At 66.7% G+C, this 13,134-nt stretch carries 9 protein-coding genes and 1 tRNA gene; 3 read left to right on the forward strand and 7 right to left on the reverse strand.

Features of this window, described 5'->3' with window-relative positions; genetic code table 11:
- The first annotated feature begins 124 nt into the window (after window positions 1-124).
- Window positions 125-955 (forward strand): sulfurtransferase, encoded by an 831-nt coding sequence (locus tag IWX65_RS12425; RefSeq protein ID WP_196883261.1) that lies wholly within the window; start codon window positions 125-127, stop codon window positions 953-955.
- Between the two features lie 170 nt (window positions 956-1,125).
- On the forward strand, window positions 1,126-1,554 hold the full coding sequence (locus IWX65_RS12430; RefSeq protein ID WP_196883262.1) for an HIT family protein: 429 nt from the start codon (window positions 1,126-1,128) through the stop codon (window positions 1,552-1,554).
- 72 nt (window positions 1,555-1,626) lie between these two features.
- On the opposite strand, the gene hrpA is transcribed toward IWX65_RS12430, so the two are convergent.
- The 7 genes from hrpA to IWX65_RS12465 all read right to left on the reverse strand — a co-directional run bounded on the left by hrpA (window position 1,627) and on the right by IWX65_RS12465 (window position 11,314).
- Window positions 1,627-5,616, reverse strand: coding sequence for an ATP-dependent RNA helicase HrpA (hrpA, locus tag IWX65_RS12435; RefSeq protein ID WP_196883263.1), 3,990 nt, complete (start codon window positions 5,614-5,616; stop codon window positions 1,627-1,629).
- 13 nt (window positions 5,617-5,629) lie between these two features.
- Window positions 5,630-6,625, reverse strand: a complete 996-nt coding sequence (locus IWX65_RS12440; RefSeq protein ID WP_196883266.1) for a helix-turn-helix transcriptional regulator — start codon at window positions 6,623-6,625, stop codon at window positions 5,630-5,632.
- Window positions 6,626-6,663: 38 nt separating this feature from the next.
- Entirely contained in the window at window positions 6,664-7,989 is a 1,326-nt protein-coding gene (locus tag IWX65_RS12445) for a DUF2252 domain-containing protein (protein ID WP_196883268.1), read from the reverse strand.
- A 234-nt stretch (window positions 7,990-8,223) separates the two neighbouring features.
- Window positions 8,224-8,299: transfer RNA gene (locus IWX65_RS12450), tRNA-Arg, on the reverse strand.
- Between the two features lie 79 nt (window positions 8,300-8,378).
- Window positions 8,379-9,899, reverse strand: a complete 1,521-nt coding sequence (locus IWX65_RS12455; RefSeq protein ID WP_196883270.1) for an FAD-dependent oxidoreductase — start codon at window positions 9,897-9,899, stop codon at window positions 8,379-8,381.
- Window positions 9,900-10,757, reverse strand: a complete 858-nt coding sequence (locus IWX65_RS12460; RefSeq protein WP_196883273.1) for an FAD:protein FMN transferase — start codon at window positions 10,755-10,757, stop codon at window positions 9,900-9,902.
- A 14-nt stretch (window positions 10,758-10,771) separates the two neighbouring features.
- A complete protein-coding gene (locus IWX65_RS12465; protein ID WP_334683840.1) occupies window positions 10,772-11,314 on the reverse strand; it encodes a hypothetical protein in 543 nt (180 codons plus the stop codon).
- A gap of 168 nt (window positions 11,315-11,482) precedes the next feature.
- Between IWX65_RS12465 and argS the strand changes: the two genes are divergently transcribed.
- On the forward strand, window positions 11,483-13,132 hold the full coding sequence (gene argS / locus IWX65_RS12470; RefSeq protein ID WP_196883275.1) for an arginine--tRNA ligase: 1,650 nt from the start codon (window positions 11,483-11,485) through the stop codon (window positions 13,130-13,132).
- Window positions 13,133-13,134: the final 2 nt, after the last annotated feature.

A 13,134-nucleotide genomic window follows, 5' to 3' on the forward strand; every position in this document is an offset into this window, starting at 1 on the left:
GGGGAAGAGCCGTCGATTCGACGCGTGCAACCACGCGCCGGTTGGTGATCCGGATGCGGCTGTGGTGAACTGACGGGCATCAGGACCGGCCGTGGTGCCGGTCACATTCCAGAAGGAGATCTTGATGGAGACTCTGATGAACGTGCAGACGCTGCGGGACCGGATGACCTCCGGCGCGCAGACGGTTCTGCTGGATGTCCGGTGGGTGTTGGGCGACCCCCACGGCCACCGGAACTACCGCGAAGCACACATCCCGGGAGCGGTGTATGTGGATCTTGAAACCCAGTTGTGTGCAGCGCCGTTTCCCGGTTCGGGACGGCATCCGCTTCCCGAACCCGAGGCGCTGCAGGAGGCAGCCCGCCAGTGGGGCATCAACGACGGTGATGTCGTGGTGGCCTATGACGACAACGGCACCCTGGCCGCGGCCCGCCTGTGGTGGCTCCTCCGCGATGCGGGCTTCGCATCGGTAGCACTGCTCGACGGCGGCCTGTCCGCCTGGCGTGCTTCAGGTTTCGAACTCGAGAGTGGCGAGGAGCAGCACTGCCTCGGTTCGGTGGCACTGGGCTCCGGTGCAATGCCGGTCGTCGAGCTTCTTGACCTGAGCGGCCTCCAGTGGCAGGGAGTGCTGCTCGATGCCCGCGCTGCTGAACGGTTCCGCGGTGAGGTGGAGCCGGTCGATCCGAAGGCCGGCCATATCCCCGGCGCACGGAGCGCGCCCACTACCGAGAACCTCCAGCCGGACAAGAGGTTCCGGCCCGCTCCCGAGCTGGCGGCGAGGTTCGCCGCGCTCGGCGCTGACGGCAATGCGCCCATCGCCGTCTACTGCGGCTCCGGGGTCACTGCCGCCCACGAGATCGCAGCACTCGAAATAGCAGGGTACCCGGCGGCGCTGTACCCGGGCTCCTGGTCGCAGTGGTCCTCGCGGGCCGAGCTTCCGGTGGCAACCGGCGCCTGAGACCCAACCCTCCGTGCCGCCGGGGCTTACCTGCCCGTGCCTCCAGGTGGCCAACACCGGTGGGGCACGGGTAGCGTCGGAACATGTTTCCCGGTCGCCCCGCACCGCCGCCCCTGCGAACCTCCGTGCCCGAACGCAAGTCACCGGCGACCCCGACTCCAGGAGGACGAGTGAGCACCCTTTTCACGAAGATCATCAACGGCGAGATTCCCGGCCGTTTTCTCTGGGAGGACGACGAGGTGGTGGCGATCCTCACGATCGCGCCCATCACGCCCGGCCATGCGCTGGTTCTCCCGCGCCGGGAGATCGAGCACTGGCTCGACGCCGATACACAGACGCTGACCCGCCTCATGGCGGTGGCGCAGCGTATCGGCACTGCACAGCAGGAGCTGTTCGCCGCAAAACGCGTGGGCGTGCTGCTGGAGGGATTCGAGGTGCCGCACCTCCACGTGCATGTCTGGCCCGCGCAGGGTCCGGAGGACTTCGATGTCCACCGCGTCGACCATTCACCGGACCCGCAGGACCTGGACCGGATCGCGCAGGCGCTTCGGGAAGCACTCCGAGCGGCGGGCTACGGGAATCACGTCCCTGCCGGGTAGGAGCTCGAAGGGACATGCCGGGATCCGGTGCGGGTCGGAGTGCGGGAATCCCCGCGAACCCGAATCGTACGGCTAGGCCGCCTTCGCGCTCAGGGCGTCGTTCACGGCGGTGCGGATGCGCTTCTCCGAAACCGAGTAGGCAGTGCCCAGCTCCTGCGCGAACAGGCTGATCCGTAGTTCCTCGAGCATCCAGCGCACCTTCAGCAGCCCCGGGGGCGTCCGGCGGGTTGAAGCGGCAAGTGCCGATGCGGCGTCGTCGTACTCATCCTCAAGGCGCTGGACCAGTGTGGTGTTCAGGCCGTCGCGCTGGACATTGGAGGTCAGCTTGTCGAGCCGGACCTCGATCCCGCGCAGGTAGCGGGGGAGGTGGGCCAGCTGGGCATAGCCGGTCTTCGCGACGAACCCCGGGTACACGAGTTGCTCGAGCTGGCTGCGGACGTCGCCCAGCGCAGTAATCAGAGCAAGACTCGTGGTGCCTTTGAGCTGCTTCTGGATGCGGCGGTTGCTCGACAGAATGGTTTCCACGGTCGCCGTGACGGTGAAGACCGTGTCGATCAGTTCGGCCCTCACCTGCTCGTACAGGCTGGAAAAGTCCTGTTCGGTCCACGGCAGCTGTTCCGGGACCAGCTTGTCGATGGCGGCCAGTGAACAGTCCCGGATCAGTTCCGCAACGCTGCCGTGCGGGTTCTGGCTGAAGGTGAGTTTCTCGGTGTTGCTGAGGTGTTCAAGGACGTACTTGGCGGGACTCGGGACGCGGAGGGAGAGCAACCGGATGACGCCGGCCCGCATGGCCTCCGCCTGCTCCCCCGCGGAGGGAAAGACCCGCAGCCCTACTGAGGAGCCTTCATCCACGAGGGCAGGGTAACCGGTGACCAGATGCCCGGCCACGGTGCGGGACACGTCGCGAGGGAGTGTGCCGAAGGTCCAGGACACCTGTCCCGTTACCTCTGCGATGGCCGGCTGCACGCCCCGGACACCGTCGGTGGGGCCGGACCCGTTGGTTCCCGCAGGGAAGCCCGGAGCGCGGGAGGCTACGTGGTTCCGCTCTCCGGGACCTGCCGCCTGCAGCCGGGCGCCGTTCCGGCCGGGCCCGGCGGTGCCCGGTGTGGCTCCGAGGGACTCGGCGATGGCACGGCTGACCGCCGGTGCGAGCGATTCCTTGAGGACGTCGAGGTCGGGCCCCTCATCGAGGATTCGGCCCTTCGCGTCGACAATCCGGAACGTCATCAGCAGGTGCGGGGGCAACACCGACCAGTTCCATGATCCCGGCGGAATGATGTGCCCCTTGAGGCGGCGCAGCGCCAGCTCGAGCGATTGTTCGAGGTCATCAGTAGCAGGGTCGAAATCGGTGGTCAGGGCCTCGACCGCCGAACGCGCGACATCCGGCGCGGGGATGAAATTCTTGCGGACCTGCTTGGGCAGCGATTTGATGAGTGCACTCACGAGCTCCACGCGCAGCCCGGGGATCTGCCAACGGAAAGGCTTCGCCTCGAGCTGGTTGAGGAAGAGGACCGGAATGGTCACCGTCACGCCGTCGGCGGCTCCCGTCGTCAGCGGGGAGAACTCATAGTGCAGGGGCAGCTCGAAACCGGACTGGTGCCAACTGGTGGGAAATGCCGCCTCGTCGAGGCTGTCGGCGTCGTCGCTCAACAGCTCCTCGGGCTTGAAATCGAGCAGGTCCGGGTTGTCCTGCCGTGCCTGCTTCCACCACGCGTCGAAGTGCCGCTCCGAGACCACCTCGGGGCCGAGCCGCGCGTCGTAGAATTCGAACAGCGTCTCGTCATCCACCCGGAGGTCCCTGCGGCGCAGCCGGTTCTCGAGTTCCTCGATCTCGGCAAGGCGTGCGGTGTTGCGGGCGAAGAACTTGTGGTGCGTCTTCCAGTCGCCCTCGACGAGTGCATGGCGGATGAACAATTCGCGGGCAACCTCCGGGTCGACGCGCCCATAGTTGATCCGGCGCTGCGGCACGATCGGGACGCCGTAAAGCGTGACCTTCTCATATGCCATCACCGAGCCGGACTTCCGGGACCAGTGGGGTTCGCTGAAGCTGCGCTTGACGAGGTTCGGGGCTACCTCCTCCGCCCAGAGCGGGTCGAACCGCGCAGCCACCCTCGCCCAGAGCCGTGAGGTCTCGACGAGTTCGGCGGCCATGACCCAGTCGGGGGATTTCTTGAACAGGGCTGAACCGGGGAACACGGCGAACCTGGTACCGCGGGCTCCTGCGTATTCACGCTTGCGCTGGTCATACAGGCCGATATGGCTCAGCAGTCCGGAGAGAAGGCTGATATGGACCGCGTCGCTCAGCCCCACGGGGTCCACTTCCCCGGCGGAGAGCGTAATGCCGAGGGGCTTTGCGAGCTGCCGGAGCTGGGCGAAAAGATCCTGCCACTCACGGACGCGGAGGTAGTTGATGTATTCGTTGCGGCACAGTTTGCGGAACTGCGTCGACGACAGTTCCTTCTGCTGCTTCTGAAGGTAGCGCCACAGGTTGAGGTAGGCCGTGAAGTCCGAATTCTCGTCGAGGAAGCGCTTGTGCTTCTCGGTCGCCGTCTGCAGCTTCGCAGCCTGGTCGGCCTGTGGACGTTCACGAGGGTCCTGGATGGTCAGGGCCGCGGCGAGCACCATCACCTCACGGACACAGCCGCGCTTTCCGGCCTCCACGATCATGCGCCCCAGCCGGGGGTCCACCGGGAGCTGGGCGAGCTTTCGTCCCACGCCGGAGAGACCGCCGTCGTCCTTCAGGGCGCCCAGCTCCTTGAGGAGGGTCACGCCGTCGTTGATCGCTTTCGAGTTCGGCGGCTCGACGAAGGGAAATTCGGCGATGTCCCGCGGACCCCGCGTCACGCCCATCGCCGTCATCTGCAGGATGACGGCGGCGAGGCTGGTGCGCAGGATCTCCGGATCGGTGAAGGGCCTCCGCGAGCCGTAGTCCTCCTCCGAGTACAGGCGGATGGCGATGCCGTCGGAGACCCGCCCGCACCTGCCGGACCGCTGGTTGGCGGAGGCCTGGGACACCCGCTCGATCGGGAGGCGCTGCACCTTGGTGCGGTGCGAATAGCGCGAGATGCGGGCCGTGCCGGTGTCGATCACGTACTTGATCCCGGGAACCGTCAGGGAGGTTTCAGCGACGTTCGTGGCCAGGACGATCCGGCGGCCCGCGCTGCCCGTGCTGAAGACCCGGTGCTGTTCCTGGAGGGACAGCCGGGCGAAGAGGGGGAGGATCTCGGTGCCGCGGAGCCGGGGATTCGTCTGGACGCGTGCCCTCAGGGCGTCGGCGGCATCGCGGATTTCCCGTTCGCCGGAGAAGAACACCAGGATGTCCCCCGGCGCTTCGAACGCGAGTTCGTCGACGGCGTCACACACGGCGTCGAGCGGATCGCGTTCCTCCTCGAGTTCACTGTCCGGTCCGTCGCCGTCGTCGGAAGCACCGCCGGCGGGCTGGTCGAGCGGCCGGTAACGGATCTCCACGGGATAGGTGCGGCCCGAGACCTCGATGATCGGCGCGGGCGTGGTCTCCGCCAGGGCGGCGTCGGCGGCGAAGTGCTGCGCGAAGCGTTCCGGATCGATGGTGGCCGAGGTGATGATCACCTTCAGGTCCGGACGCTGCGGCAGGACACGCTTGAGGTAACCGAGGATGAAGTCTATGTTCAGGCTGCGCTCGTGGGCCTCGTCGATGATGATGGTGCTGTACTTGCGCAGCATGCGGTCGTGCTGGATCTCGGCGAGGAGGATGCCGTCGGTCATCAGCTTGATCTTGGTGCTGCGGCTCACCTCTCCGGTGAACCGCACCTGGTAGCCCACTTCCGCGCCCAGTTTCACGTCGAGCTCTTCGGCGATGCGCTCGGCAACAGTGCGAGCAGCAAGGCGCCTCGGCTGGGTATGGCCGATGAGGCCGCGTTCGGCAAGGCCGAGTTCGAGGCACATCTTCGGGATCTGGGTGGTCTTTCCCGAGCCGGTCTCACCGGCGATGATGGTGACCTGGTTCGCGGCGATCGCCGCCAGGATGTCCGCGCGGCGTTCCGAGACCGGAAGTTCGGCGGGGTAGGAAATAGTCAGTGCCATAGTTACCCCAATTCTAGGGTGTGGCCGGTGGTTCCCCGTCACCCGGACCGAGAGGTAGGCCTGCCGCGCGCTGGAGCCTCGACGCCAGCTGCCGGGCCTGCTCCCGCATGATCGGAGGCTCGAGGATCTCGAAGTCGAAATCGAGGGCGGCAAGATGGGCCAACGGGTAATCGAGCGAGTCGAATCCGGCACGAAGGATGGTGTGCTGCTCGCCGTCCGCCTCCAGTTCAGCGATGTCCGGTGGGATTCGCTGCTGGACGTCCGCGAGGGGTGCCTGGAACCGGATGACGGCGTCGTACAGATAGGGCGAGCGCGTGATGGACTGCTGGACGTACTTCGCGAGGTCGGCGGCAGGCAGCGGACGCGGAAGGAACCGTTCACGCTGCACAGGAACGCTCCTGCACCGGTCCACGCGGAAGGTGCGCCAGTCCTGTCGAGTGGCGTCCCACGCCACGAGGTACCAGCGCCTGCCGGTATCGACGAGCCGGTAGGGCTCGACGACGCGACGCGACGATTCGCCGTCGTTCCTCTCGTACCGGAAGGCCACACAGCGCCGTTCGGTGATGGCTGCCGACAGCGCCGTCAGGATCTCGGGATTGACGGGCGTGCTTGCTGCTGCCATGCGTGTCACCGCCGACCGGAGGCCTGCGAACTTCGGACGGAGGCGCGAGGGCAGTACCTGTTCGAGTTTCGTCAGGGCCCGCACCGAGGCTTCGCCGACGCCAGCGACGGGGCTGGCGGTGACCGCGGTGAGGCCGATGGCCACGGCGAGGGCTTCGTCGTCATCAAGGAGCAGCGGCGGAAGCTGGGCGCCCGCGCCCAGCTGATAGCCGCCCGCAACGCCGGGGGATGCCTGGATGGGGTAGCCGAGGGTGCGCAGTTTTCCGATATCCCGGCGCACCGTGCGCTCCGTGACCTCCATGCGTACAGCGAGTGCAGGGCCCGTCCATTCCCGCCTCATCTGGAGGAGGGACAGCAGGTGCAGGAGCCGCGCCGAGGTCTCGAGCATTGTCCCAAGCTACCCGGTATCGAGGACAGTTCGTGTCCTCATGGGCTGGGGATGGTGGCCGGTACCGCGGTGATCTTCCCTTCCCGGAAGCCGTCCACGAAGAGCGCGTGGTCGTTGCGGACCGCGGCGGCATACTCCTCCGCGAAGGAGATGATGTCATCGATGAACTCCTCCTCCCTGCCGTCCAGGGCTTTGGTGATGGCGATTTCCGTGCGGAAGGCGACGAGATCGTGGTCGCTGTCCTGGTCCGTGGAGCAATGGATTTTGGCGGTCGCCTGGCCGAGGCTCTTGAGGACCGGTTCCATGTCGCCGGGCTCCGTGAGGTCCTCCCAGTCGAGATCGCGCTTGTAGGGGGACAGTTCGGAGACGACGAAGGACGTACCGTCGAGCGTGGTGTAGCCCAGGAAAGGGTCGGTGTGGGTTTGAAGTGAACGCTGGCTGATGACGGCCCGATGGCCGTCGTCCAGGAAGTAGTCCCGGATCCGCTGATCCATGACGATCCGGCTGGGTGCGGCGATATTCGACTGTTTCATTGTCAGGATGATGTCGTTCTCCTGGGCCTCGTCGAAGCCCTCGATAAGGATGTTGTAGGTGGGTAGTCCGGCGCTGCCGATGCCGAAGCCCTTCTTGCCCACGATCCCCTTGACCCTGAAGAACACCCTCCGCCGCGCGCGCTCCTGGCCGGGGATCGTTTCGAGGTAGTCCTCGAACGCGCTTTCCACCGTGCGCCGCTCGGCGGCGTCCAACTGCCGGATGGACCCGTCGTCGCGGAACTGGCGCTCGTAGTCCTCGACCAGGGTCAGTGAATCGAGGAGCTGGGTCCGTTTCGCAGCTCGTGCCACCTGCAGTATCTGGTAGATCGTCCCCTCGGCATTGTGCAGGCCGAAGGAGAAGTCGGACTTCTCATCGGAAACGTAATCGGCAACCCTTGCAAGGTAGGCCTCCAGATACGTCCGCGCGAGCCGGCGGGTGGATTCTGCGGGAAGCGCCTTCTGCCAGCACAGCAGCGTCAGGGAAGCCGCGAAGCGCCGCAGGTCCCACGAGAAATGCCCGACGTAGGCTTCATCGAAGTCGTTGACGTCGAAGGTCAGCTTGCCTTCGTTGTTCATGTAGGTGCCGAAATTCTCGGCATGCAGGTCCCCGTGGATCCACACCCGACCGGTCTGCTCGTCCGCCCAGGGATCCTGGAGCTCCTTCATGTCGGAGTAGAAGATGGAGGCGCTGCCGCGATAGAACGCGTAGGGATCAGCGGCCATTTTCCGGAACCGCGCCCGGAATGCGCGCGGGTCAGCCTGCATCAGATCGTCGTGAGCCTCCACGAGGGTGTCGATGATGTGCTGCTGACGGGGAGTTGTATCGGCCATCGGGACAGCTTACAAGCGCCGGCTGGTGCCCGGCTGCGCGGGGTGCTTTACAGACGTCCCGCGGACGGGGGAAGCCAGCCTGTGCGCGATCAACGTTGTGGCGTTGGTCCTCGCTGTTTTCGTGGCATGGGGACGGTTCACCGGCCGGCCGCTCTAGCGGAGAACAAGAAACCGCCGCCACCCTTTTCAGGACGACGGCGGCTCCTTCCCGCTACAGGAACTTCCCTGCTGCTCTGGTGCCCTCGATAGGATTCGAACCTACGACCTTCCGCTCCGGAGGCGGACGCTCTATCCCCTGAGCTACGAAGGCAAGGAACGCGGCAAGCGCGCCCTCAAGAGGACTTATCGAGCTTAGCAGGTGGACGATGTCCGGCGAAAACGCCGACGGGTCAGTACCCGAGGAACGCGTCGGTAGCCACCCGTTTGGTCCCGGCCTGCTTCAACGCTGCCCTGAGGTGGGCGATGATCCTCGGGGACCCGGAGACGTAGGCCCTGCGGTCGCGGAGATCCGGGATTTCCCTGAGCAGCGCGTCGGCGTCCGGGTAGCCGGATCCGGCATAACGCCAGGAGGCGGGCAGCACCACGCCGTCGTCGGCCGGATCTGCCGACGCGAACAGGATCACGCGGGTGCCGAGGTCCTTCAATTCGGCCAGGTAGGCGATCTCGCTCGGCGCCGCCACGACATAGAGCAGGACGATGTCGCGCTCCTCCCCGCGCTCCGTGACGTCCCGCAGCTGGCTGAGGAAGGGCGTCACGCCGATTCCGCCCGCCGCGAGGAGCAGCGGAACGGAGGGATCGCCGGGCAGCCGGAAATCCCCGCCCACCAGGGTGCCGGTGATGCTCGCACCCTCCCGGAGGCCGAGGAGGGCTTTCTTGAAGGAGCTGCCCGGCTCAGCGGTGCGCAGGCCGAAGCTGATCCGCGAGGTGTCCTGGGGTGCCGAGGTGATGCTGAACGTCCGGCGGGCCCCGCGTGCGTCGGCCCGTGCATGGGGGAGGGTGAGTTCCATGTACTGCCCGGCGTCGAACCGCACGGGACGGGCCGGTTCGAACACCAGCTCGGTGCTGGTTGGTGTCAGCTGTCGTTGGCCGGTGTAGCGCAGGCGAACACCCCGTCGCTGACCCATCAGGAAGGCCACCGCGTTGCCGATCACCAGGGCGACCTCCGGTCCGAGGAGGATGGGGCCGATGCTCGGCTGTGAGGCGAGGACGACGGCGACGACGACGGCGACCGCGAGCTGCTGCCACCGCAGCGGCGGGAGGGTCAGGGGTTCGGTCAGCAGAAACCCGACGAGGAACAGGATGGGATAGGAAAGGAAAATCAGCTGGGCGGCCGCTCCCGCGGTGAGGCCGTCGCCCACGAGGCCTCCGATCAGGATGGCCGCGCTCACCGCCACGAAAGCCAGTCCCAGAGTCAGTTTCCCCTTCCGGTACAGCAGCACGAGGGCGCCGAGGAGGACGGGCGGCAGCAGATAGGGGTTGGCCACCCACCACCCTGCTGCTGAGACTCCCAGCAGCGTCGCGATAACAGCACCGATCGCCGCGGGGTTGAAGATGTGGCGGCCACGCACGGCCAGGAGGAACTTCGAGGCGGCCGCTGCGAGCCCTGCCACGGCGATGCCGCCGAGCCCGGTGAGGGTGTTCGACGGGAACATCACGAAGAACAGGATCAGGCCGGTGATCAGCGTCGATTCAGTGTGCGGCCGGAGCCGGAGGATGAGAGCCATCAGCCGGGTGCCCACCACGGTGGAGATGAGCGTGACGGCCAGGGTCGCGGCGAGTTCGGGAAGGGTGAAAGCCAGCAGCCCGACGGCGGAGAGGAGGAATGCCTCAAGTGCCAGCGCCACCAGGAGGGCCAGGGTCAGCCGGTACATCGTGAACCGGCCCAGCAGGGTATCGAATCGGGTTTTCATCTAGAAGAGCGCTCCATTCAGGGAAGGGGAGTAGCGGGCGCGCCCGTCGGAGAACACCTGGACGTAATCGAACTCGAACTCGGACATCAGGTTGTCCGGCTCCGTCAGGAAGAGTGCCGTGGCAAGGGCATCCGCCGTCATCGTGTCCGCGGCGAGCACCCAGGTGGCGACCACGCGCTCCACGCTTCTGCCGGTTGCTGCGTCGATCACATGATGGAGCCCATCGCCCCAGGCCCGCCGGTTGGAGGCCGACGCGCACAGGGCGCGGTTGTCGAGCACCACGGTGCCGATGGCCGACGTCGGATCATAGGGGTGTTCGAGGGCTACGGTCAGCGGGCGGAATCCGCGGTGCAGCACATCGCCGCTGGCGTCGACCAGGACGTCGTCGTGACCGGCGGAGGCCAGGAAAGCCCCCACCAGGTCCACGAGCTGGCCCTTGCCCGCGGCGCCGACGTCGAGGAGCACCGGCCGACGAGCGGTCAGGATGTTGCCTTTCCACTCGAGACCGTCCTCCCATCGCGGCGCGGCGCTCGCCGGCCCCTGCGGCGTGAGGCTGTAGGCGGCGTCGTAGCCCTGGTGCTCGAGCACCGAACCCACGAGGGGTGACATCGAGCCTTCCGTGATCCGGTAGAGGGTGCTGTACAGGGCGCCGAGTGCCGCGCCGGAGTCGGGAAGGGTCAGCGAGCCGCCTGCCTTCGCGAGCGCCGACACCGCTGAATCCGCGCGGAACCGTGAGTACACGGCGTCGTAGTCCTCGGTGAGGTCGAGGACGCCGCCCCGCGTCGCGGGATCCAGCTCGGCTCCGCTGTCCACGCGCCAGGCGGTGCCGATCGCCTCGAAGATAAAGCTGCTCGTCATCGCGGGTGCCGTGCCTAGAGTGCGGCTTCGCTCTTGATCTTCTCGACGGCTTCGGAAAATCCGCCGCTGGACAGGGAGGATCCCGCTACCTTGTCGACCTCCAGGTCGTCGAGCTTCCTGCCGGCGATCTCCTCCTGGATACCGCTGGCGAAGCGCCCCTGGTACATCTCGGTGGTCGGGTTGGAGGGCATGGGCTCGGCCTCTGCGCCGGTCACGGCATCACCCTCGAGGGTGAGCGTGATTCCTATCTCCTCGGGCCCACCGGGGGAGACATACGTACCTACCTGCGTATAGGTGCCGTCCTCGTACTTCTGGTCCGAGGCGGCATCACCAGGCGCGGCGGCCGTCGAGCCACCGGCCGCCGCTGACGGTCCCTCAGCAGCGGCGGGCGCCGTGGTCGCGGTGCCTTCACCGGCCTCTGGAGCGTCCTGGGCGGCATCGGAGGAACCGGCGCAGCCGGCAGTGCCGAGGAGGGACACCGCGGCAAGGGCGGTCAGGACGGCCCTGCCGGGGGTGCCCTGTCGGGCGGGAGTTGTCCTGGCATTCTTGGCGTCCACGGCGGGTCTCCTAGCGGGTGCAGGCTCAGCGCTCGCTGGCCCCGGAACGGGAATGGGCGTGTGCCCATTCCAGCATGGTCGGAAGTACTTCGTTCCATACAGCGTTCTGCACGGGGGCGTGCCGTCACACAAAACGGCCTCCCTGTTGTGCGCCGTTATGCTGGAGCGGTGACTCCTGAACAACTCTCCTCCGCTATCACCGCATGCCTGAAGAACGCAGTCGAGGCCGGCGACTTCTCCATCGAGCTTCCCTCCGAAGTCCGGGTGGAGCGGCCGAAGAACCGGGAGCACGGGGACTGGGCCACCAACATCGCGCTGCAGCTGTCCAAGAAGGCCGGCATGAAGCCGCGGGACTTCGCGGAGATCCTGAGTGCACGCCTGGCCGCCATCGAGGGCGTGAAGAGCGTTGATATCGCCGGGCCGGGCTTCCTCAACATCACGCTCGACGCCGGTGCCGCCGGTGAGCTCGCCCGCACCGTCGTCGAAGCCGGAGCCGCCTACGGAACGAACGACGCCCTGGCGGGACGGAAGATCAACCTCGAGTTCGTCTCGGCGAACCCGACGGGCCCCATCCATATCGGCGGTACGCGTTGGGCGGCCGTCGGTGATGCCCTGGCGCGGATCCTGCAGTCGCAGGGCGCCGAGGTCACCCGGGAGTACTACTTCAACGACCATGGGGCGCAGATCGACCGCTTCGCGCGGTCGCTCCTCGCCAGCGCCTCGGGAAGCCCTGCCCCGGAGGACGGCTACGGGGGACAGTACATCGTCGACATCGCCGATCGGGTCCTGGCGAAGGAGCCGAACGCCCTGTCCCTGAACGAGGCGGAAGCCCTTGAGACGTTCCGCGCCGTCGGCGTCGACCTCATGTTCACCGACATCAAGAAGTCCCTCCACGACTTCGGCGTCGACTTCGACGTCTATTTCCACGAGCATTCGCTCTTCGCCGACAACTTCGTCGAGGGTCTGCTGGAGCAGCTGAAAATGTCCGGGAACCTGTTCTTCGAGGACGGGGCGTGGTGGCTGAAGTCCACGGACTTCGGCGACGACCGCGACCGCGTGGTCATCAAGTCGAACGGCTCGCCCGCCTACATCGCCGGCGACATCGGCTACTTCGTCAACAAGCGCCGGCGCGGCTTCGACCTCAACATCATCATGCTGGGCGCCGATCACCACGGCTATGTAGCCCGGTTGAAGGCAGCCGCAGCGGCACTGGGCGATGACCCCGACGCCGTCGAGGTCCTGATCGGCCAGATGGTCAACCTGATGAAGGACGGCGCCCCGGTCCGCATGTCGAAGCGGGCCGGAACAGTGGTGACGCTCGAGGACCTCGTCGACGCCGTGGGTGTCGACGCCGCCCGGTACACCCTTGCTCGCTTCTCGGCGGATTCGAACATCGACATCGACCTGGATCTGCTCACCAAGAAGAGCAACGAGAACCCGGTGTTCTACGTGCAGTACGCCCATGCCCGGACGCACGCGGTGGAGCGCAACGCCGTCTCGGCCGGCGTCGACACCGGAGGCTTCGACGCGGCCACGCTGGAGCACCCCACGGAGGGTGAGCTTCTCGCCGCGCTCGGACAATTCCCCGGAATCGTCGCCTCGGCCGCCACCTTCCGGGAGCCGCACCGCGTGGCGCGCCACCTCGAAGTTCTCGCCGGCACCTACCACCGCTGGTACGACGCCTGCCGGATCGCCCCGCTGGGGAACGCACCGGTGGAGGAAGTGCACCGGAGCCGACTATGGCTCAACAACGCCACGCAGCAGGTCCTGGCCAACGGTCTCGCCCTGCTGGGTGTCTCGGCACCGGAAAGGATGTAGGC

Origin of the sequence: Arthrobacter sp. CAN_A214, from assembly GCF_015751955.1 — a bacterium.
GTDB lineage: Bacteria > Actinomycetota > Actinomycetes > Actinomycetales > Micrococcaceae > Arthrobacter_D.